This is a genomic window from Rhizobium sp. USDA 3886, from assembly GCF_056279785.1.
In genome coordinates this window covers 189,522-210,977 of the sequence record NZ_JBWCDC010000002.1, presented here as the reverse complement: position 1 = coordinate 210,977, position 21,456 = coordinate 189,522, and the positions used below count along the sequence as shown (strand labels likewise).

The following is a 21,456-nucleotide window of genomic DNA, read 5'->3' as shown; positions in this document are numbered from 1 at the left end:
TTTGTCAAAAGGACCGAGCGCATTATGAATCGCCGAAAGATCCAGAAACCCAATGCCAAGCAAGAAATATTGGACGTCTCCATTCGTCTTTTTGCGGAGCGCGGCCTCGATGCGGTTTCCATACGCGACATCACCGGTGCGGCAGGCGTCAATCTCGGCGCTGTCACCTATCATTTCGGCTCCAAGGAACAGCTCATCCACGAGATTTTCGAGATGCTGTTGGGTCCGCTTCAGGAAAAGCGCATGGAGCTTCTCGATCGGGTGGAAGAGCAGACCGGAGACGGCCCCTTGGATGTGGAGCTGGTTCTGCGGGCGATGATCGAGCCGGCGATCACCAACTCCATCGGTAAGAAGGGCATCGTAACCTATCTTCCCCGTCTGATGTTTCAGGCCTATTCGGTCGAACGACCGTTTCTGGACAACAAGCTTTCCGAACAAAGCGACGCAGTCGCAAGGCGCTTCATCGACGCCATCGCGCGCGCCATGCCGGATATGCCATATGAGCAGGTGTGCTGGCGCTACTACATGGTCTTGGGCGGACTTCTGCAACTGACCTCCGATGCGCTGGGCGCAAACCGCCTGTGGCGTCTGTCGGGCGGACTCTGCAAGACCGATGATCCGACAGGAATGATCGAGGAGCTCGTCGCATTTTCCATGCGAGGCCTGGTTGGCCGGTAGAGTCACCTCAAGTTTTTCAGTGACACGGCCGGGGGATGACTACAATATCCTATGCGACCTCCATTGGCCTGCGTCATGTCGAGGCTTTATCGGTGCCCTGAGCATCGCCCGGCACAAAGTCACCAAGATTCAGCTGGAATTCTGATCCCCCCGCCCGACAGCGGGCGAGGGCGTGATGGGTCAAACCACCGGCGCGACACTGCCATTTCCTCACATCACGGTCGGATTTCCAACACCATCCTTCGTCGCCGCAATCATGGAACTGCCGCTGAACATTGCGAACCGTGCGTTGCAGCTTCCGCTGTCCGGCCTTAAATCGCTTTTTGGCACGCCACCTGATGGTTACTCCGACACTTTTCCGCCGCTTGGTGCGTACAAGGCGACGTTACCTATCCGCTTCGCTCGGCGGTTTCGGCATCCATAGCGGGACCGCCAGGCTGACCCAAAAGGAATTCGATTTGGTGGTATTCCGGGCAATGGGGGTTGTTTTGAAGTTGAAGTTCAAGATAGGCCCGCCGAAATCGTAGGAGATGGACGGACCGATGGACAACAAACGCGTCTTGCCATTCACTGCACCGTCGCCGCTATCCGACTGGAACTGGTCGTAGAAGCCGCCGACGACACCAGCCCTCCAGTTGCCGGACTGCCATCCCGAACGAAAGTCCACGTTAATCGCATTTCCGGTCCTGTAGTGCGTGGTGTCATTTGTTTCGTTGAAGATCCCACGAGCGAGGGCCGCGAAATAGAATCCATCTTTCCCGGCGTGGGTGAAACCGAAAGTCGGTTGGTGGGACGCGTAACCCACCGCGGGGCTGAAAGCGTCCGTGGCGCTATAATTTCCCAGCTTACTGGCGTAATCATATCCGAATGTTATCGAGTTATATTCATCAAAGTCGTATTTCCCAATGATTGGCCCGAAGAAGATATTGCCGAATCCCGTTTTACTCCCGTCTGCCGCAGTAAAGCCCCCAAATTTCACGGTCGTGTCGCCATGCACAACGGGGACAATAATCTGACTGTAAAGATGGAGATCGCCGATAGATCCCCAGGAAAACAGAAAGCGCGACGTACTGGTGGTGACATTCAGGTCCAGATCGCTGCCTGGAATTGTTTTTCCGTCGTCGCCAACCAGGGCATAGCTGTTCGAATACGATAGGTTCTCTTGCATGAAGAGCCCGGGTATATACGGAAGCACGCCGATGAAATCGCCGCTCGAACCCGGTTGATACGGCAGCGCGCCACTCTCCGCTGCATAGGCAGACGTTGCGACGGTATTCGCCGCGAAAGAACAAGAAATGGCCAGAATGCTAGCAAGAACTCTCAACTTCATCATGTATTCCCCCCAAGTGGCGTTCATTCTCTATTTCGTCTGTGTGGTGGCCTTTCCTTCTCCGAAGTTTCCGCGACGGAGAAGTTACGGCTCAAGCCGCGCTGGATCGCTCTTGCGATGCTCCAGCAGAAATTGATCGGATAGTTTGCTCTGCCCCGAAGACTTCCTCGCCCTTGCGTGTCGTCCGCATGCCTCCCCGCCGCATGGACGAAAACGGCTCCCGGTTCATGGATTCGGGAAGACGTCTAGCCGGCTATAAAAGTTCATGCGTATGGTCTTGAAACGTGGGACGCTGGATCGAACCATTCCAGGCGCCATGTCCCCGCTGTAAGCATTGAACGATCGCTGTCCTCACATGTTCAGGATCGGCTTGATGACCTTACCAGTGCGATATTGCTCGAAAGCGTCGGCGATCTGATCGAAGCGGAATTCGGTGAGCAGCTTTTCAAACGGAAACAGTCCCTTGCGCCAGTAGTCTATGAGCAGCGGGATTCCGACCTTAGGATTGCTGAAGCCACCGATGATGCCCTGGAGCTTGCGCCCGCCCGTCATCAATTCCTGCATGTTCGGCACCCAGGGCGCACTTGGAAAAATTACGAAGCCGGCCGTACCCTCAACGGCAAGGCATGCCGTCGCCGCATCGAATACCGCCGGTGGCGAGGCTGTAATGAAACTGAAATGGAAGCCGTGCGGCTCAAGCCGTTTTAGGGCATCACCGGCGCGGCCGTCCGAGAGCACGATGTCGGTCGCGCCGACTTCCCGCGCCAGTTCGAGCCGTTCCTTGTTGACATCGACCGCGGCGATCCTCGACGCTCCGGCGATCTTCGCGGCCATCACCGCCGAAAGACCCACGGCGCCGGTGCCGAAAATCGCGATGGATTGGCCGGGCCGAACGGCAAGCGCCTCCAACACCGAGCCTGCGCCGGTGGCCATGCCGCAGCCCAGCGGGCCGCACAGATGCAGTGGTACGTCCTTCGGCACCTTGACAGCCGTCCGTTCGGAGGCGACGACATGTGTCGCAAACGAAGATTGCCCGAAAAACACCCCCGACACGGGTGTCCCGCCTTGGCTAATCGGAGACGAGCCGTCGGCGCGGCAGCCGCACCAGCAGAGCTCGACCATATGATCGCAATAGACCGTGCGGCCCGTGTGACAGCTTGCGCAGTGGCCGCAGGAATTCCCACTGAGAAGGACGTGATCTCCGACCTTCAGCCCATGCACGCCGGGGCCGACGGCTTCGACAATGCCGGCGCCCTCGTGGCCGAGCACCATTGGCTTGGTGGCGAAACGAGCGCCGAAGGGACCGTGAAACATCAGATCTGAATGACAGATGCCCGTCGCGACCACCTTCACCTTCACCTCGTCGACCAAATGTTCGCCGAGCTCCACCGTTTCAAGCTGCGGGGCAGATTCATTTTCTCGCGAAATCGCGGCCGTTATCTGCACGAATTACCTCCCATTGCGCTGAACCGGCAAAGTCGGTCGGCGCTCCTCCTCATTCCGGCGCCAAAAGCCGAGCATTATTCAAATCCACCCTGTTTGCCGCCTTTCAGCGGCCTGCAGACGGTGCGAAGCCCGTCCTAGGCGGGGCCGAAAAGTCAGGCGGGGGCCTGCAAGAGCTGCGCGGGGATGACGAAGCCACCGGCAAAATATCCCAGCGCCTTGTCGTCCTGCGATCGAGAAACGGCACGCACCTGGCCGATAAAGATGCGGTGAGAGCCGCTGTCCAATTCCTCGACGACCTCGCAATCGAAGCTGGCGGAGCTGTTCTGTAGGATCGGAGCACCGGTTTTCAGCATGGTCCATTCGCCCACCGAAAAGCGATCCTGAAGATCAGCCGGTGCGCTCGCGAATGTGCTGGCAAGTTCGACATTTTCCGGACCTAGCAGATTTACCGAAAATGCGCCGCTCTCGCTCACCGCGGAACAGGTGCTCCCCTTTCTATTGAGACAGACCAGCAGCGTAGGCGGGTCCGCGGAAACGGAACACACGGCCGTCGCCGTCATTCCATACGGACGGTTGCCGCTGTTGGTGCAGATAAGCGCGACGCCTCCGATGAGCTTACGCATGGCCATCCGGAAATCGTCCCGGCTGCATTCTGTAAGGTCCTGTTGTCCGGCGCTATGGTCCATCGCTTCCTCCTAGAGCAGCATGTCGTCGGGCACCCGCCCCATCATAACCCTGCTGAATGATTTGCCCGCCGCGTCGAAATTCAACACGACCTGCCCGGCCACCGCGTGCATGTCGCGAAATGCTTGCTGCATGCTGTTGCCTTCGTAGATGGCGTAAGCGCCGGCTGCGGTATAGAGCCGGTCAACCGCGACCATGCAGAGCCGCGTCGCAAAGGCCTGGTCACGGCGGCAACGGGCGCGGGTCCCGATGGTCAGCGTCCCAGTCGCGGCGACCTCGGCCATCGCCTCCGCGGTGTTTGCCTTGAGGATTCGAAGGGCGGCCTCCGCCTCTGCCGCCGATTCCGAAATCTTCAGCTGAATCGTGTCCAGATCGCCCATGGTCGCGCCATTGAGAATCTTGCGGTCCCGCGCATAGGCGGTGAATTTGCCGACGAAGCCGAGCGCGATTCCGACGCCAACCGCTGCCAGCCCTGACGGAGCCCAGGCATGCCGCGGTGAACGATAATACGGCGTCTCATAATCCAGCGCTCCAATCGCGTTGCCGTCCATCAGCTGACGGAAAGGCAGGGTCCGGTATTCGGGCACGAAAACGTCGGCGACATGAATGGATTTGCTGCCCGTGCCGCGGAGTCCCACAACGTGCCAATCGTCCTCGATCCGGATGTCCTTGAACGGGATCAATGTGAAAATCATCCCCGGCGCCTCGCCTTCGCCATTCTCGACGCGCGCGCCGGCGAGAGCCCATTGAGCATAGTCGCAGCCGCTGGAAAAACTCCACTTACCGCTGACGGCGAAGCCGCCGTCGACCCGGCGGGCGATCGCCGTCGGCGCCACTGCCGAGGAAGCGACAGCCCACGGATATTCAGTCCAGATTTCCGTCTGCGCTTCGACGGGGAAACAGGCGATCGCCGTCGCGTGAGCGGACAGGACGCTGTATACCCACGCAGATGATCCACATTCCCGGGCCAGTTCGACGATCAGGTCGAGCCATTCCGCATTGTCTATTTCGGCGCCGCCCCAACGGGCAGGCTGAAGCGCCCTGAAAAGGCCGGCATCCCGCATAGCGGAAACGACCTCGGCCGAAACGACCCGGTCCCGGTCTGTCTGCGCGGCCCTCTCGCCTGCGGACTTCGCGATCGACTGCATCGCGATTTTCAAATCGCGCGCCCTGGGTTGCGAAATAGAAGTTATTGACGCCGTCTTCTTCATGAAAATCCTCCGACTGAACCGACCATAGCAGCCGGCCCGCCGATTGCTTTATGCTCCTTTGCGATACCGTTATGCGGGACAGGAACTGGCGTGAGCGCATTCGAAGAACGCCAACCGGCGTGACGGTGGCGGCGGAAGAGGCCGGCGGTAGTGGCTACAGGCCCGTCACTGGGCGCTTTCCTGCCGCGGTTGAACAATCAGCGACAGGCAGGCGTTGAACATTAGGATTAGGGCGCCGACCTGGTTCAATCGGGTCGGCGCCCTAACGACTTGTTTGCAAGCCATAGTCTTGTCGGTCCTCGTTTCACTCCGGTTGGACTTGCTCCAAAATCAGGCGGCGCGCACCGCGACGTTCATTTCGCCGATGCCGTCAATGCGGCAATTCATGATGTCGCCGGGCTCGATCGGCGCGACACCTTCCGGCGTACCGGTCATGAAGATGTCGCCCGGCTCCAAGGTGTAGGCCTCCGAAGCGTAAGCGATGAGCTTACGGCAATCGAAAATGAGATCGCGCGTGTTCGCCTTCTGGCGCGTTTGGCCACTCACCTTCAATTCGAAGTCCACAGCAGAGGGGTCGCCGAATTCGTCCGATGTAACGAGCCAGGGGCCGAAGACGGAGAATGTGTCGCGCGACTTGCGGTAGCTCCGCTCTTCCGGCCCGCGAATGGTCATGTCGAGACCGATCATGAAGCCGGCGATATAATCCAGCGCATCCGCCTCGCTGACGTGGCGCGCCGTCTTGCCGATGACGAAACAAAGTTCGATCTCATGGTCCGTACGGCGATCCGTGCGGTCGGAGACCACGGCATCCGCCGGCCCGATCATCGAGCTTGTCGCCTTCAGGAAGACGCCGCATTCCTGTATGGTCTTGACTTGGGTGCCGAAATGGATGCCTTGATCGGCTCGGGACTCTTCAAGATGAAGCTTGTAGTTGACCGGCGCCGCGATGATTTTCCCGGGCTGCGCGACTGGACTGCGCAGCTTGACATCGGCCACTTTCACGCGCTCGGCGGACGGCAGCAGCTTCTTCATTTCCGGTATGAGGATCGGCAAGTTCGCAATCAACGCATCGCCGCGTGGATAGGGCCACCTAACCGTCGGCAACTGCTCCAGAACCGCCGAAACATCGGCGATTTCGTCTCCGTCCACAACCCCGATACGGTTGTCGTCAAAACGGCAGATTCTCATTTTTCTTCCATCCTATCCCTGTTCGGTGACTTTAAGCGCCGGCCTCATGCCCGCCTTCGGATCGAAGCCTGCCAGTTTTGCTTTCAGAAGCTCGCCAGTGCGGCGGTAGTGTTCCACGAGAAGGCTTCCCGCCAGATCACCATTGCGATCCAGCGCGGCGTCGGCAACCCGCTTGTGCTCCTCCACTGCCCCGGTTCTCGGCCCGCGCGCCAACCGCGCGATATAGCGATACCGGTTGCTCTCGTTGTAAAGCTGCTCACAAAAGCGCAGCAGCGGCTTCGACGGGCAGGCCGAAATCAGCGCCGCATGAAATTCGAAATGGGCGGCTTCCCACTGACGTAGTGAACCGTCATCCTTTTTATCCAACCGCGCCGCCTCCCGTTGCAGGTGAAACTGGGCGAGGACGATCTTTTCCTCCCACGCCACGTCGCCGTGGAGCACCGCCTCGCGGACCGCGCGCTCCTCGACGAAACAACGGGTCCACAATATTTCCGCATAATGCTCGGGGCTGACGACCGCGACCCGGAAGCCGCGATTTTCCACGCGCTCGACGAGGCCGGTGGTCGAAAGAATCGACAAGGCTTCGCGCACCGGCGTCGCGCCCGTGCCGTATCGCTCGAGAAGCAGTTCGATCTTCAACTTCGAACCGGGTTCCAGTGCGCCATGCAGAATGTCGCTGCGAATTTGCTCAAACACAACGGTCGTTTGCGAAAGTGGCGCACTCTTCTCTTCGGGAGATTTTGCAATGCCTGCCACGGCCGATACTCCGTTTTCAGATTATGAAGAAGCTATATTCATCCAAGTCATGCGCTGTCAACAAAATATCGATAAAGATACGTTTATGGGTAAAACTGTTGCAATGGAACAAAAATCGATATAGGCAAAGCGCGCAAAAGGAGCGCCTGTCAATGAGTGTGCCGATCACAAATCCGACCCCTGCTTTTTCCATCCGAAGAGCAAGCCATATCTCGCTGACAGTCGCAGACCTGGAGGTGAGCCTAGCTTTTTACACCGAGGTCATCGGGCTCGTGGTTTCGGCGACGGGTGATGGCGTCGCTCATCTCAGAGGCGTGGAGGAAAGCGCGCATCACAGCCTGACGTTGGTCCAGACGAAGGGCGAGCCAAGCTGTCGCCGCCTGGGTTTCCGGGTCGAAAGCGATGCTGATCTCGACCGCGCCTTCGGCAATTTTTCGCATCTCGGACATCGGCCCGAATTTGTCGACCTGCCGCATCAGGGCCGTACGCTCCATGTCAGCGACAGCGTCGGATCGCCGCTTGAATTCTGCGCCACCATGCCTGTCCAGCAACGTCCGCACGACCAGTTCCAACTGCAGAAAGGGGCCGCTGCGCTACGCTACGATCATGTGCAGCTTCTGGCGCCCGACGTGGCAAAGGCAAGCGCGTTCTACACCGCGCTTGGCTTTCGCATTTCCGACTATTTCGTCGACCTGGAAGAAGATGAGGAGCCTCTCGGCATCTTCATGTATCGGAAGAACAATCCGCACGATATCGTCTTTCTGACGCGGCCGGGACCGGTTCTTCACCACTTCGCCTACGTCGTCGCGGATTCGACCTTCCTGTTTCGCGCCCTGGATACGGCCGGCGCGCTCGGCTTTTCGGGCAATCTCGAGCGTGGACCGGCGCGGCATGGAGAGGGACATGCGCTTTATGTCTATTTCCGCGATCCCGACGATCATCGTGTGGAAATCCTGACGCCCGCCGATCCAGATGGGCGATGCGGAGGATGTGCCGATGCGCTGGCATCGCGGCAACAGGCATTCATGGGAATTCCCGGCGCCGAAAAGCTGGCTTTACGAGGCCTCGAAGTTCGAGGGCGTGGAAATTCAGGGCAAGGGGGCGGCCGCTAAACTTCGCAACCTTGAGGATTTTCTAGCAAGCCGCCCACTCAAGATGCCGGAATAACCATGTCCACCCTTCTGGAACTGGAAGGATTCGAATACCGGACCTTCTGCGCTCAGGCCTTGGGAGGCCGGCCGCTGCTCCTCCTTCACAAGACCGGGGGAGGCGAGAGCGAACTCGTTCCGCTTGCCCCGACGGTCGCTCCGGATATGACCGTTGCGGGCATCAGAGGGCAGGTCGGGGAAGATGGCAAGCGCCGCTTCTTCAAGCGGGTCGGCCCCGGATTGTTCGACGAAGAGGATTTGCGTGACAGGGCAGCCGTCTCAACGATTTCATGCGTAGATTTATTTCTAAGGACGCCGTGCAGCCGCCGCTCGTTCTTGGCCTGTCGAACGGAGCGAATATCCTGATGGCTTGTCTCTACCGTGGAAATGCGCCCTTCGATGCGGCGATCCCGCTTCGGCCAGCTATTCCCTTCGAGGATGTCCCTTCGGCAAGGACCGATGGCGCGGCTGTCCTTATCGTTGCGGGCTCCCTGGACGAAACGGTGCGGCCGGACGAAAGCCTCAAACTCGCGGCCCACCTGGCGCTTGCCGGTGCCGATGTCAGCCTGGAGATGGTGGAGGCGGGGCACCGGCCGGTTCGGGCGGATGAGGAGGCGATACGGGAATGGCTGCTGAGAAGAGCAGGATGAGCCAGATCGTTTGGCCTGGGGAAACGGCGACATGCATTGGGTAACTCTGAACGGCCTAATGACGTTCCATTCCATCGTGGAACTGGGGAGCATCAACCGCGCCGCCCATGGGCTCAACGTATCGCAGTCGTCCCTGACCCGAACGCTCCAGCAGTTGGAAGCGCGGCTTGGAGGCGCGCTTGTCACCAGAACTCCGAAGGGCGTCGAACTGACCGCATTCGGAGAATTGGTCTTCACGCATGCCACCGACATAAAGAAACAGGTCGGAAAGACCGAAACCGCCATCAAATTGCATCAGGATACGTCCGCCCAACTTCTCAGGGTGGGCGTGGTCATGGTTCACCCGCTGCTTCCCTTCTGCAAAAGCGTGGTGCGCCTGGTGGAAAAGCATCCCGAATTCCGCATCGAGCTTCGGTTTGGCTCCGCAGCGGAGATGCTGGCGGGATTGCAGCAGGATAACCTCGACATCGTGCTCTACTACATTCTCAAGGGGTCGGAGGCGGACGGGTTGGTGCAGGATGTCCTTGCCGAAGAGGAGGTGGCCGTTTTCGCAAGCTCCTCCCATCCTCTGGTGAATAATCCGTCGCCGTCGATCAAGGATATCGCCGGCTCCAGATGGGTTCTGGGGCCGCCGGATGTGTCGATCACTCGTCTAATCACCTCAGTATTCGAAGAATCCGGGACGCCAGGCCCCGACGTTGCCATCGAGGTCGACATGATCCCCTTGCGGCGCGCGATCACGCAGAATTCCCAGTTTCTCTCGGCATTTCAAACGCATCATGTCGATCCGAAGCTGGCGAACGGGAAACTTGTCAGGATCGCCTTTCCGATCAAGCAGGAGCACCGGCCGATCGGAACCATCCGCATAGGTCAGCACACGCGCCTCACGCGCACGTTCGTTTCGATTTTGAAGGAGATTTACCAGGCCGAACTGGGGTAAGCCCGGTTTACACGCATCAGCTTCAGCGGCTATGGCGGCTTGGAGCGTTACAGGTGATCAGGTTTTCACCGGAAGCTCCAGGATATGTTTGGCAGGCGCAAGACTGGCCAGAAGCTCTTCTTGGGAAACGGAGTACGGCGCCCTTCAAATCGCGGCGCGATGGCGGCGCTACCGCCTAATTTCCACAGCCAGTATCTCTGTGGAAACAATGTCTGGCACGAAGCGTAACCATACGGAGTCGCACGGCGCCTGGAAGCTTAAGCAAAACGAGTGAGGAATGACCACGTCGATGAATATGCTACGCCCGTCAATAGTGCTGCTCTTTACGTTAGTGCTGTGTCCCGCGGTTGCTCAAGCCGAAGGGGATGTGGCTCGAGGGGAGAAGCTCTTTGCCCGCTGCAGTGCCTGTCACTCAACTGATGGAACCCGTAAGATCGGTCCAACGCTGGCCGGCGTTGTTGGGCGCACGGCCGCAACTGTCGGAAACGCGCGCTTCTCTAAAGCGTTGATTGAATCGGAAATCATTTGGACAGAGGAGACCCTTGAAGAGTATTTGAGCGAGCCGAAGAAGCTCGTTCCCGGCACTACGATGGTTACTCGCATCCCGGATCTACAAGATCGGAAGGACGTCATATCCTACCTCAAAACCCTCAATTGACGTGAACTTGTTCTCTCGGGCTGGACCACCGGACCTGGAAAAACTGACACGCTCTGTGGGCCATAAAGCGGAGTTCTACATCGAGGCCCTGCCGTAGCCGCTTTCCCGGCAGCCCTTCAGTAGGATTATTATTCGGGATACGCATCAGCTGTATCTTCGAACAAATTACGAATGTTCCGAGAGGGATCATCTACCACGCAACGTGAATTCCCAAAGAGCGCCGTGCGACGGTGCGGGACACTATACTGGTCCCACGATGCACGATTCTCCTTCACAAAATTGCAGATCGTTATATGGAGATCATCCATCCCGCGCCGGTGTTGGGCGTCGGATGACCGCCCCCACACCCAGTTGAGGTCAGATATATGGGGGGCAAAGCCAGCAAGCGGACCGGCCGCCAAGCCGCGATCGTGCCGATACATCCATGTCGGATTACCCGCCGACGCATGGGCATCCGCGAGACGCACGGAAGGGAGGCCGTACTCCTCGGCCGACAAAAGGCGCAGGCGGCTCTCCCTCCATGTCAGTTCAGGATAGGCGGCTCGGAACCGCGTCTCGACTGCTGCCAGCCTCTCTGGATTCAGATGGCTGAGTTGATCCTGCCGCCAAGATTCTTCTGCAATCATCGCTTGGACGGCTGGAAGGGACTCGTCGCGAGACGTTCCGATCAGCAAGGGAACCGAGACTCCCTGACCATGTTCGATTGCAGCGAGCGGGCTCCGTGGTAGAAAATCGCCGCCGTACACCGGACGGAAAGGAAGTTTTCGGATCCCCGAACGCAAGAGCATCGCTTGCCAGGTCAGGATTTTCTCCATCGAAGCATCCAGCAGATGCGAAGCGGGAAAGCCCGCAATGTCGATAAATCGCTGAGTAACAGCTTCCGCTTCTGCCCGAGACGAGACGGTATCCGCGCCTCCCGAAATGACGATGGCGGCATGGAACAATCCCTGCGCGGCGGGGGCTGCCATCAGGGCCGCCACATTCTTGCCGCCAGCGGATTCCCCGCCAAGGGTGATCTGAGCGGGATCACCGCCGAAACCGGCAATATTATCCCTTATCCACTCCAGAGCGGCAAGTTGGTCACGAAGCGCGCAGTTGCCGCTGTCAACATACTCCGTGCCAAGCTGCTCTCCGAGTTCCAGGAAGCCGAACGCGCCAAGCCGATAACCAACTGTCACACATATGATGCCGGCACGGGCAAACACGCTCCCGTCATAGACCGGGCGTGAGGTTCCGCCGATCAACTGCGAGCCACCGTGAAGCCACACGAGCACCGGATGGGGTCCTGGCGATACGGGCCTCCAGACGTTGAGATAAAGGCAGTCTTCGCTCATCGGACGAGGCGGCATTGCGTCCGGATCGCCAGGGTAGAAGCCCGAATCGGGTAGCTGCGGCGCGACGGATGCGAAACCGTCAGTCGATCGCACTCCCGCCCAAGGCTCCAGGCTCTCCGGCGGACGAAATCTGGCCTTGCCCGTCGGGGCCTTGGCACAGGGAATGGCCAGGAACCGTATAGCTTCGCCAGTATGCCGTCCTTCAAGCCTTCCCGCATCCGTCGTGACGAAGCAGCCCGAATCAGGATCTCGCGGAAGATCAGTGTGCATGCTGTATCAGAACCCCATCACGGTTGAAGTCGTAATGGCAGGCGACGGAGTGATCGCCTCCTACCGGACGTAGCCGTGGCACTTCAGCGCGGCAGCGGTCAATGGCAAAGGCACAACGGGTATGAAAGCGACAACCAGACGGTGGAGCAAGCGGGCTTGGAACGTCGCCTTTCAACAAGATGCGAGGCTTCTTTTCTTCCACGGTCGGGTTGGGCGCGGCGGAAATCAACGCACGCGTATAGGGATGAGCCGCCGTCCCGAATATTTCCCGTCGTGCTCCCTCTTCGACAACGTGACCGAGATACATGACCGCGACACGGTGCGTAAGATGCTCAACGATCGCCAGATCGTGACTGATAAAGATGAGCGCCAGACCGGTTTCCTTCTGTATGTCGCCAAGCAGGTTGACGATTTGCGCTTTAACGGAGACGTCCAGCGCGGAAACAGCCTCGTCGCACACGATAACGTCCGGACTCGGTGCCAACGCTCTGGCAATGGCTATACGCTGCCTCTGGCCACCAGAGAACTGGTGAGGGTAGCGGTTTGCGGCATCGCGCGGCAAACCGACCATGTCGAGAAGAGATGCTATTTTTGCGTCGATGTCGGCTCTGCTCGCCGCTAGCCCGAAGTTCACCAGTGGCTCCGCGAGAGTTTCACGGACGCTCATCCGCGGATTGAGGCTCGAAAAAGGATCCTGGAAGATTATCTGCACCCGGGCGCGGAATGCCTTCAGAGCAGCGCCTTGAAGCCTATCCGCCCTTTCGCCATTCAGCAGGAATTCGCCGCTTGTGGGGTCTTGGAGACGAACAATTGTCTTTCCGAGAGTGGATTTCCCACAGCCGCTTTCTCCAACAATCGAAAGCGTCTCTCCGCGCTTGAGCGCCAAGCTCACGTCATCCATGGCATGCACGGTTGCCGTCGGCCTGCCCCAAAAGTCCGGGCGCAGGAAATAATGCTTCTGCAGGTTTCTAAGCTCAAGTACGGGGGTTTCATTCGTCATGCCTGCAGTCTCCGTTCAACGTGATGGCAAGCAACCTTGTGGCCCGGTTCCACCGCTTCAAAGCCAGGGGCGGTATGACGACAGAGAACCGTGGCATGCGGGCAGCGTGACGCGAAGGCGCAACCCGGTATGAATTCGTGAAGGCTCGGCACCTGGCCGGGGATCTCCGTCAGTCTGGACGGGGCATTGTCGTCAAGCGACGAGCCGAGTTTGGCGATTGTTGCGAGCAAACCACGCGTATAGGGATGAAGGGGCCGCCGAAAGAGATCCTTCGTGGTGGCCTCTTCGACCGTCCGCCCGGCATACATCACGATGACTCGATCGGCGACATCCGCAACCACCCCGAGATCGTGCGTGATCAGAATAATTGCCGTGCCGGTGCGCTTCTGCAGATCCGCCATCAGTTCGAGGACCTGGGCCTGTATCGTCACGTCGAGTGCAGTCGTCGGTTCGTCGGCGATGAGCAGCTTCGGCTCGCAAGCCAGCGCCATCGCGATCATGACCCGTTGGCGCATGCCGCCGGACAGTTGATGCGGATACTCGTCGATCCGTTGTTCGGCAGCAGGTATATCCACCAGCCGCAACATCTCGATCGCGCGTGCGCGCGCCTGCGCCCGGGAGAGGTGCTGGTGCAGGATCAGCGTTTCGGCAATCTGCCGACCGATGGTGAGGACCGGATTGAGGGACGTCATGGGCTCCTGAAAGATCATGCCGATCTCATTGCCCCTGATCTGCCGCATCTCGGCCTCGCCAAGCGAAAGAATATCCCGCCCTAAAAACTCGATCCGCCCGCTGCTACGCGCCCTGCCGCCTGCCAAAAGTCGCATTATGGACAGTGACGTCACCGATTTTCCTGAGCCGGATTCGCCGACAATTGCTAGGGTCCCGCTCTCCAGCGTAAACGAGACGTTCTCCACCGCGCGAACCGGACCGCGCTCGCCGCGGAAGTGGGTGCGCAATTCGCTCACATTGAGAATGGGCATTTTTTGCTCCTCCTTCAGATTCGGCTTGCCGCACGCGGATCAAGTGCATCGCGCAGACCATCCCCGAGCAGATTGACAGCCAGCACGGTCAACGACAGGAAGACCGCCGGGAACAGAATGATGTACGGCTTGATTTGCCAGAGCATTCGGCCCTCATTCATGATGCCACCCCAGCTGGGGATGGACGGGGGCGTTCCAGCGCCAATGAAGGACAACGCGGCTTCGGTGATCATCGCAGCCGAACAGATATAGGTCGCCTGGACCATCACCGGACCGAGCGTGTTCGGCAGGATATGCTTCACAATGATCTTCGGCGTGGAGGAACCCGATGCGATCGCACCGTCGATATAGGCCTGTTCGCGGATCGAAAGCACAAGCCCCCGCACCAGCCGGCTCATCCGCGGAAATTCTGCGATCGAAATCGCCAGGATCACGTTGAAAACCGAACCGCCGACCGCCGCCATCAGCGCAATAGCCAAAAGGATGGGAGGAACGGACATCAAGCCGTCCATCAGGCGCATGATCACCATGTCGAGCTTTCTGTAGGCGCCTGCCGCCAGTCCGGTTAAAAGCCCCAGAACCGTGGCGCACACGGCCACCGCGAAGCCCACGAGCAGCGAGACGCGCGCGCCGTACACGACACGCGAAAAGAGGTCGCGCCCCAGCATATCGGTTCCGAACCAGAACTCGGCCGTGGGTTCACGGTTGCGTTTGATGGGAGCGATCTTGTCGGGATCGATCGTTGCGATCCACTGCGCAAAAACAGCAATCAGCACCATCAGCAACAGTATACCTCCTCCCGCGACAATAGTGGGATGGCGGCGAACGAACGTAGCGACCCTGCCGCGCCTCGGTTCCGACGGGAAAAGATCGCCACTCGCGATCATATTGGATTTGATCGTCATCAGTAGCGCACCCTTGGATCAAGAACGGTGTAGAGAAGGTCGATTGCAAGATTGATCAGGACGTAGGCGACGCTAAACAGCAGGACGACACCCTGGATGACCGGATAATCGCGCCGTAGAATGGCATCGACGACAAGGCGCCCGACTCCCGGTATGGCAAAGACAGTCTCGGTGACCACGGCGCCACCTATCAGCAGGGCGATGCCGATACCGATGACCGTGACGATCGGAACCGATGCATTCTTCAGGGCATGGATGAAGAGAACGGGACCTTGACCAAGTCCCTTTGCGCGCGCGGTGCGAATGTAATCCTGCGACAACACGTCGATCATCGAGGTTCGTGTGATGCGTGCGATCAACGCTATATAGACGCAGGAAAGCGCTATCGCCGGAAGGATAAGATTGGCAAGAAATGGAGCAAAACCTTCGGCCAGCGGGGTATAACCTTGAACTGGCAGGAGGTCGAGCCGAATGGCGAACACCCAGCTGAGAAGATAGCCGACCACGAAAACGGGCACGGAGAAACCGAACACGGCGATCGCCATAACAGCCCTGTCGATCCAGCGTCCCTGATTGGCTGCCGCCAGAACACCCATCGGAACTGCAATGCAGACGGATATGATCACGGTGAGCAGCATCAATGAGAGCGTTGGCTCCAACCGTTGACCGATGAGAGTTGTGACCGGCAATTGAGAAAAGATTGAGATACCCAAATCGCCGCGCAACGCATGGCCGAGCCAGCCGACGAAGCGAATATAAAATGGCTGATCCAATCCCAAGGTGACACGAATGGCATCGATCTCCGTCTGCGACGCCTGGTCGCCCGCAATCAGCGCGGCGGGGTCGCCCGGTGCGAGATAGAGAAGGCTGAATACGAACAAGGCGATGAACAGCATCACGGGTATTGTGGACAGCAGCCGTCGACATACGAAGGTAAGCATTCGAGACTCCTCGATGGTGGCTAGAGTGCAAGCCCGGGGGGCGGCTTCGACCCCCCAGGAGGAAGAATGCTACTTCCGCTCGACATTCCAGTAGACGGGAGCAGGGGGCGTGAGGAGACCCGACAGATCGTTGCGATAGGTGCGGATCTGATACTGCGTCGCGATCGGAATGTAAGGCACCGTCTGAAGCGCGCGAAGCTGGATCTTCTCGGCAAGCGCTTTGCGCTCATCGAGATTTGTCAGGTCGGCAAAGCTTGCTCGCATCGCCTCGATATCAGCGTCACAAGGCCAACCGAACCAAGCCTTTTCACAGTTCGATCGCAGTCCCAGATGGCCGACCGGTTCAAGGAAATCGAGCCCCCCAGGACCGGAAATGAAGATAGACCATCCGCCGGCATCAACCGGCTCCTTGCTTGCACGACGGCTTGTGACGGTTGCCCAGTCCATCGCCTCGACCTTGGTTTTGATGCCGATTTCCTGGAGTAACTGGTCAGCCACTGTCACAAACGCATGAATGTTGGCATTTTCCGTCGCATCAAGCAGGACCGCAGGGGTGCCGTCATAGCCGCTTTCGGCGACCATTTTTTTGGCCGTCTCGAGATCCGGAGAAGGGAAACCAGCCTCCGTGTGGTACGGTGAGGAGCAGGTGTAAAAGGACTTACACGCCTTGCCCAAAGATGGATCGCTGATAACCGCCGCGAGAAAATCATCCCCGTTCACCGCATACAGCAATGCCTCGCGTATCTTCACATTGTTGAAGGGTGGCTTGATGGTGTTGAGACGGATTTGTTGCGCGACGCCGATGTCGTCCTGTTTGGCTACCGTCACGCCCTTCGTCTCCTTGGCCAACGGTATCAAGTCAGCAGAGAGATCCTCGTTGATGTCGATCTCACCTTTGCCAAGGGCGTCGAGTGCGGTCTGCTGGTCCGGTATGATCACCCATTCCACTCGATCCATTTTTGCGGTCTTGCCGCCTGCAAGACCACTCGCCGGTTCGGCGCGTGGCGTGTAGTTCGGGTTTCGTACAAAAGCTAGCTTGGCACCGGGAACCCACTCTTTTGCAAGAAACATGAATGGTCCCGAACCGGTATAGTCGGTCACCGGAGTCGTCGGCGGTGTCGCGTCGGCGACGCGAGCCGGCATAATGAAAGGAACCGGCGCGCCCGCCTTCCCAAGAGCGTCAAGCACCAAACCCCAGGGTTTCGACAAGGAGAGGGTGAATGTGCGATTATCGACCTCGACGAAGGTTGCTCCGTTGGTCATCATCTGCTGACCAAGGCTATCGTTTACACTCCAGCGCTTCAGTGAAGAAATCACGTCCTTGGCTGTGATAGGAGCGCCGTCGCTGAATTTCAGACCATCGCGCAGCGTAAAGGTGTATATTTTCCCGTCTGAGGACGTCGCCCATTTCTCGACCATTTGCGGCTGGATTTTCAGATCGGCGTCCAAGGCGAACAGGGTGTCGTAGACCATGTAGCCGTAGTTGCGCGCCATCGAATCCGAGCCAAGCATGGGGTCGAGAGCCTTGACGTCGCCCGACGGCTTGATGCGCAGTATGGACTCAGCGGATGCAGCACCTGCAAACGCCACGCTCGCCGCCAGAAAGCTGGCGACCAAAAGATGTAGTTTCATATCGGATCCTCCCGTTTGAAGTTAGTCCTGCACGCCGGCAATGTTTCCCGCAGTCGCATTTTTCACTATTGCAACCTGTGACGATGTTCCTCCGCGGCGCAGATATGCAAAAGTCGCAAGGGACAGGGCCGAAGAAGGCTCCCGACCCAACTCCGATTCCACCAGCCGCAATTCGACATCGTCGGCCCCACCGAACAGCGAGGCGTTTATGCCCTTGCGGATAGCGGCAATGCTCTTGTTCCCAAGGCCGACAGGCCATCCACCAACCAGGACACGACGGGTCTGGACGATGTTCAGCGCATTGCCGATGGTAAGACCCAAGCGAGTCAGCCGCTCGCCAAGTTCTGCTTCCGCTTTCGACGCGATGGGAATGCGCTCGGGCCACTTGTCGCCGAGGTCCAAAATAGCGACCTCTTCAACCTTCAGGCACGGCGCGATCGCGGCAGTGGAGAGATAGGTTTCGACGCAACCGAAATTGCCGCAGCGACATTTAGGACCCTTCGGATCAAAGACCATATGGCCGATTTCACAGGGCGTAACGTCTCCGCTTTCAGCAAACTCATCGACGACGGCTGCCGCCACACCATGGCCGACGAACACATAAAAGCTGGGACTTCCGAGATGCCCGACCCGCATTCGGGTACGATGGGCGATCGCACGCGCAGCAATTGAGTTGGCAATCTCCGTGGCCACGTCTGGAAATGCATGCTCTAGGCTTTTGAGTAAATTTCCTGTGTTAAGCGGTATGATCGGGTTCGTGATGCGCCCGACGCCATATCCGGGGAGGGCGACGGCAATCTGTTCGAGTTGTGTGCCGTATCTGGCGCAGCCGCTGGCCAATGCACCTACCGCCTTTGACATGGCATCCTCCACGACCAGCGGATCCGCCCCGTCGACAAGGGGGAGACGTTCGATGAATATCGGCTCGCCGGTCACCGCTGCCACGCCCACGTGGATTGAATTGTTGGAGACCTCAATCGCACCGACATGCCTATTTTTACTCAATGTAAAAAACGCGCTCGGTCCGCCTTGATAAGGCGCCGTATGGCGCGTCTCGGCGATCACGCCCTCTGACTTCAGCTCGGCTACAATCCGGGAGATACTTGCATCAGTCAGTACAAGATTCTCAGCCAAATCAGGTCTGTAGGCGCCACCATTGCACCAAATGTAGTTGAGGGTCGCCGCACGGGTCTCGCGTCGGCTACGGTTCGGCTTCAACGCATCTGCTCCCTAGAGACGTTTTATTTTTACAGAAAGTAAAAATCAGTTAGCCGAAAATAAATGGGCGGTCAAGTGTGTTATCACATCTCGATGGCTGATCACTTCGGCGGGATGGCAAGGCATGTCTTCGGCAAGTAACCTCGAGACTGCTTTGGCGAGCTCCTCTCTGTGGACGACCAACTTGACGCCATAAAACTGTTTGAACAACGAGCACCGCAAATGGAATCCAACCTACTCGACGCCTTGCGCCACCGCGGGAGGACGATATGAGCAATCGAAAGCTTGTGCTGGTCGTCGGCGCTCGGGTGTCGCATTTCTGAATGGCTGAAGACGCCCAAAATGCCACTTCTACTTTGCACACAAACGGACATTCCAACCTTGCTGCCACATGGATGCCTCGAGCACCGCACTTGAATTGAGAATCGAATGGGTTTTCTTGCGGGTATCGCTGTGTTTCACTGCCTTTGGAGGTGAATCACATGGGAAAATCTCATTCTGTTGATCTTCGTCGGCGCGTTGTTTCGACGCTCGCCAGCGGCCAATCACGCCGCGCCGCTGCCCGGCATTTCGCTATCAGCGACAGCAGTGCGATCAAACCGCTGCAGCGCCGAGACCGAACCGGCACGATAACGCCTGCCGGACAAGGACGGCCGGTGGAGGAAAGCTGTCGCCCTATCGGGACTTCCTGGTTGCACAGGTCGAAGACAAACCTGACGTCACCATGCCTGAACTTGCTCCAACCGCGCAAGGTCGTCCCGCCTCCCACCACGAAGAGGATTGGATGGATTCGCTCCTCAGATGGCTGGAGTTCACGACCAATGGAAAAGACGTAGGAATTCAGCCGCCATAAATCGCGCATTATCCAATATGGCGCGGGAGGGCTTTGCTCTTCCCATTACAGCGAGTATGCCTATGCGCAACACCGACGAAGAGGACCATTGTCATGTCGAGTTTTGAAGAGCTGAACGGAAAGCGGCACATTTTCCAATTTTACGTCGCCAAGGCCGAGGCACGAGCCGCAAAGGCCGCAGAGGATCGTGACTTCGAACTGGCTGACCTTCTAGGCAGTCTCAGCAGCATTGTTCGCGAGGACATCCAGGTCCTCGACGATGCAATTGCAGATGAGCAGTTTGAAGGCGAAGGAGCGTCGGTAGCGGTACGCTAGGGTTGGAACCGGCCGGCTGCGGCTCGGCGTCGTACCGAAATCTCTGACAACGACGCGCACCAAGTCGTCTGCCCCGCCTGATTGACCGAAGACCCCAACCGCACATCCGAGAAAAAAGAATTCGTCACGGTTGCAGGCCGCAGTCGGCCTTTCCACCGTCGGTGCTTACTCGGCGGCCTGCGATAGAGGAGTAATATCGGCCTCCGGCAGTGCAATTCTCACCAGAAACTCGTAGTCGTCCACCATCTGGTGGACATCCGATCCGGTCCTGGCGACGGTCCAATAGTCGCGAGCGGCGCCAAACACCGTTGAAATTTGCACGATCTCCCAGGCGCCTCCGGTTTCCCTGCGTCTTGCCCAGTAGAAGCATTCAGGCTCCAAGGCCGACAACTCAAGCATCCGCGAACTCCCACTTTGCCCACGCTACCATTGAACCGTGCATCGGACCGAAGTCCTCCTTGATGCCGGCACCCCGCCGGGCGGCAACCATACATGAGGATCCCTCGGCTGTCATCGCGCATCTGCCTTAGCCTGGGTCGCTTCCACTACTTGTTTGCAGGCGTCTCATCGCCGAAACCGGCAGTATCGAGAACCACGGCCTCGCCCCGGCGCGGGACATTTCTCGGAGCAGCTTACGTGACATCATACCGCTCAAGCATCTTCTTGAGCTGCAAGTTCTGTCGATGGAGCTGTTCAGTCAGTAGTTTCTTGAGCCGCTTATTCTCTGCATCAAGGGTAGCTACTTCCTCAAGGGAAATCACATCCCGAGCAGTCACGGATTCCGCACTTCGGGGCTTGTTCCTGACCATCGCAATGGGACCGCGCTTAACATGCTTTCGAGGAGTACCCGTTGACGTTGTCCGAGGCTGCGGCCCTGGTTTACTCTCCGGCACTTGCGCAACAACTTCGGCGGCAAGTACGCTGGCCTCATGTTGATTTGGCACTTCACCGACTGCGCCGTTGCCCGATGGTGTCGCCGTGCCTGCAACGATGGCCTCACTTGCGTGTTCGCTAGCGTTACCCGGGTTCATCGGATCACACGGCATTTCTCGACCTTGGTCAGGCGTACCGGGTGCTCCATCTGAATTGAACGGATGCGGTGCGCTATCTTCCGCTTCACGGGCGAGGGCTTTGAGATCAGTGTCACCCCAAATTGATTTGGTCCGGGCCTTCATCGCTCGCCGACCCGACTTGAATTCAACAACGAATTTCCGTTGTGGCGTTTTCATATGATTTCAACCTTAAGCAACTCGTAGCACAGCCAGCGCCGACTGGCGCCACTGCGTTCCTGCCCGGCGGGGCCTATATATCGCCTC

The 21,456-nt window shown here is 58.4% G+C and carries 23 protein-coding genes; 8 read left to right on the top strand and 15 right to left on the bottom strand.

Annotation, left to right across the window (positions count from 1 at the left end; all coding sequences use genetic code 11):
• Nucleotides 1–24: 24 nt before the first annotated feature.
• Both ACZ9BX_RS21225 and ACZ9BX_RS21220 read left to right on the top strand, forming a co-directional pair.
• The gene (locus tag ACZ9BX_RS21225; RefSeq protein WP_027511236.1) at nt 25–678 is read left to right on the top strand and encodes a TetR/AcrR family transcriptional regulator; all 654 of its coding nucleotides are present in this window, start codon (nt 25–27) and stop codon (nt 676–678) included.
• Between the two features lie 175 nt (nt 679–853).
• On the top strand, nt 854–1,102 hold the full coding sequence (locus ACZ9BX_RS21220) for a hypothetical protein (RefSeq protein ID WP_132568678.1): 249 nt from the start codon (nt 854–856) through the stop codon (nt 1,100–1,102).
• Here ACZ9BX_RS21220 and ACZ9BX_RS21215 read toward each other — a convergent pair.
• From ACZ9BX_RS21215 to ACZ9BX_RS21190, 6 genes are all read right to left on the bottom strand, one after another.
• Complete coding sequence (locus ACZ9BX_RS21215; RefSeq protein WP_132568679.1) at nt 1,064–2,035, bottom strand: SphA family protein; 972 nt, start codon at nt 2,033–2,035, stop codon at nt 1,064–1,066. The two genes, ACZ9BX_RS21220 and ACZ9BX_RS21215, sit on opposite strands and share 39 nt — an antisense overlap.
• A 324-nt stretch (nt 2,036–2,359) precedes the next feature.
• Nucleotides 2,360–3,454 (bottom strand): NAD(P)-dependent alcohol dehydrogenase, encoded by a 1,095-nt coding sequence (locus ACZ9BX_RS21210; protein WP_132568680.1) that lies wholly within the window; start codon nt 3,452–3,454, stop codon nt 2,360–2,362.
• Nucleotides 3,455–3,606: 152 nt separating this feature from the next.
• On the bottom strand, nt 3,607–4,140 hold the full coding sequence (locus ACZ9BX_RS21205; RefSeq protein WP_087001733.1) for a flavin reductase family protein: 534 nt from the start codon (nt 4,138–4,140) through the stop codon (nt 3,607–3,609).
• A 9-nt stretch (nt 4,141–4,149) separates the two neighbouring features.
• Nucleotides 4,150–5,286 (bottom strand): acyl-CoA dehydrogenase family protein, encoded by a 1,137-nt coding sequence (locus ACZ9BX_RS21200; RefSeq protein ID WP_165928347.1) that lies wholly within the window; start codon nt 5,284–5,286, stop codon nt 4,150–4,152.
• A 393-nt stretch (nt 5,287–5,679) separates the two neighbouring features.
• Nucleotides 5,680–6,537 (bottom strand): fumarylacetoacetate hydrolase family protein, encoded by an 858-nt coding sequence (locus ACZ9BX_RS21195; RefSeq protein ID WP_027511232.1) that lies wholly within the window; start codon nt 6,535–6,537, stop codon nt 5,680–5,682.
• Between the two features lie 12 nt (nt 6,538–6,549).
• Nucleotides 6,550–7,293, bottom strand: a complete 744-nt coding sequence (locus ACZ9BX_RS21190; protein ID WP_051336650.1) for a GntR family transcriptional regulator — start codon at nt 7,291–7,293, stop codon at nt 6,550–6,552.
• Here ACZ9BX_RS21190 and ACZ9BX_RS21185 point away from each other — a divergent pair.
• The 5 genes from ACZ9BX_RS21185 (at nt 7,283) to ACZ9BX_RS21165 (ending at nt 10,689) form a co-directional block, all read left to right on the top strand.
• Nucleotides 7,283–7,417, top strand: a complete 135-nt coding sequence (locus ACZ9BX_RS21185; protein WP_260308626.1) for a hypothetical protein — start codon at nt 7,283–7,285, stop codon at nt 7,415–7,417. The genes ACZ9BX_RS21190 and ACZ9BX_RS21185 overlap by 11 nt on opposite strands.
• A 28-nt stretch (nt 7,418–7,445) precedes the next feature.
• On the top strand, nt 7,446–8,405 hold the full coding sequence (locus ACZ9BX_RS21180) for a VOC family protein (RefSeq protein ID WP_165928348.1): 960 nt from the start codon (nt 7,446–7,448) through the stop codon (nt 8,403–8,405).
• A gap of 326 nt (nt 8,406–8,731) precedes the next feature.
• Nucleotides 8,732–9,091, top strand: coding sequence for an alpha/beta hydrolase (locus tag ACZ9BX_RS21175; protein WP_132568683.1), 360 nt, complete (start codon nt 8,732–8,734; stop codon nt 9,089–9,091).
• Nucleotides 9,092–9,122: 31 nt separating this feature from the next.
• The gene (locus ACZ9BX_RS21170; RefSeq protein ID WP_027511231.1) at nt 9,123–10,031 is read left to right on the top strand and encodes a LysR family transcriptional regulator; all 909 of its coding nucleotides are present in this window, start codon (nt 9,123–9,125) and stop codon (nt 10,029–10,031) included.
• A gap of 277 nt (nt 10,032–10,308) precedes the next feature.
• On the top strand, nt 10,309–10,689 hold the full coding sequence (locus ACZ9BX_RS21165; RefSeq protein WP_245505962.1) for a c-type cytochrome: 381 nt from the start codon (nt 10,309–10,311) through the stop codon (nt 10,687–10,689).
• 128 nt (nt 10,690–10,817) lie between these two features.
• On the opposite strand, the gene ACZ9BX_RS21160 is transcribed toward ACZ9BX_RS21165, so the two are convergent.
• The 7 genes from ACZ9BX_RS21160 to ACZ9BX_RS21130 all read right to left on the bottom strand — a co-directional run bounded on the left by ACZ9BX_RS21160 (nt 10,818) and on the right by ACZ9BX_RS21130 (nt 18,972).
• Nucleotides 10,818–12,293 (bottom strand): carboxylesterase/lipase family protein, encoded by a 1,476-nt coding sequence (locus ACZ9BX_RS21160; RefSeq protein WP_132568684.1) that lies wholly within the window; start codon nt 12,291–12,293, stop codon nt 10,818–10,820.
• Nucleotides 12,283–13,293 carry an ABC transporter ATP-binding protein gene (locus ACZ9BX_RS21155; protein WP_132568685.1) on the bottom strand — a complete coding sequence of 337 codons (1,011 nt, stop codon included), beginning with the start codon at nt 13,291–13,293 and terminating at the stop codon, nt 12,283–12,285. Before ACZ9BX_RS21155 ends, ACZ9BX_RS21160 begins: the two co-directional genes overlap by 11 nt.
• Nucleotides 13,290–14,276: an ABC transporter ATP-binding protein gene (locus ACZ9BX_RS21150; protein ID WP_476220164.1), complete on the bottom strand. Its 987-nt coding sequence runs from the start codon at nt 14,274–14,276 to the stop codon at nt 13,290–13,292. Before ACZ9BX_RS21150 ends, ACZ9BX_RS21155 begins: the two co-directional genes overlap by 4 nt.
• A 14-nt stretch (nt 14,277–14,290) precedes the next feature.
• Nucleotides 14,291–15,163: an ABC transporter permease gene (locus ACZ9BX_RS21145; RefSeq protein WP_245505966.1), complete on the bottom strand. Its 873-nt coding sequence runs from the start codon at nt 15,161–15,163 to the stop codon at nt 14,291–14,293.
• Between the two features lie 17 nt (nt 15,164–15,180).
• Nucleotides 15,181–16,122 (bottom strand): ABC transporter permease, encoded by a 942-nt coding sequence (locus tag ACZ9BX_RS21140; protein ID WP_132568688.1) that lies wholly within the window; start codon nt 16,120–16,122, stop codon nt 15,181–15,183.
• A gap of 69 nt (nt 16,123–16,191) precedes the next feature.
• Complete coding sequence (locus tag ACZ9BX_RS21135; RefSeq protein ID WP_027511224.1) at nt 16,192–17,754, bottom strand: ABC transporter substrate-binding protein; 1,563 nt, start codon at nt 17,752–17,754, stop codon at nt 16,192–16,194.
• A 21-nt stretch (nt 17,755–17,775) separates the two neighbouring features.
• The gene (locus ACZ9BX_RS21130; protein WP_132568689.1) at nt 17,776–18,972 is read right to left on the bottom strand and encodes an ROK family protein; all 1,197 of its coding nucleotides are present in this window, start codon (nt 18,970–18,972) and stop codon (nt 17,776–17,778) included.
• A 946-nt stretch (nt 18,973–19,918) separates the two neighbouring features.
• Between ACZ9BX_RS21130 and ACZ9BX_RS21125 the strand changes: the two genes are divergently transcribed.
• On the top strand, nt 19,919–20,140 hold the full coding sequence (locus ACZ9BX_RS21125) for a hypothetical protein (protein ID WP_027511223.1): 222 nt from the start codon (nt 19,919–19,921) through the stop codon (nt 20,138–20,140).
• A gap of 165 nt (nt 20,141–20,305) precedes the next feature.
• On the opposite strand, the gene ACZ9BX_RS21120 is transcribed toward ACZ9BX_RS21125, so the two are convergent.
• Complete coding sequence (locus ACZ9BX_RS21120) at nt 20,306–20,539, bottom strand: hypothetical protein (protein ID WP_087005425.1); 234 nt, start codon at nt 20,537–20,539, stop codon at nt 20,306–20,308.
• Nucleotides 20,540–20,772: 233 nt separating this feature from the next.
• Nucleotides 20,773–21,369 carry a hypothetical protein gene (locus ACZ9BX_RS21115; RefSeq protein WP_087006344.1) on the bottom strand — a complete coding sequence of 199 codons (597 nt, stop codon included), beginning with the start codon at nt 21,367–21,369 and terminating at the stop codon, nt 20,773–20,775.
• Between the last annotated feature and the right edge of the window lie 87 nt (nt 21,370–21,456).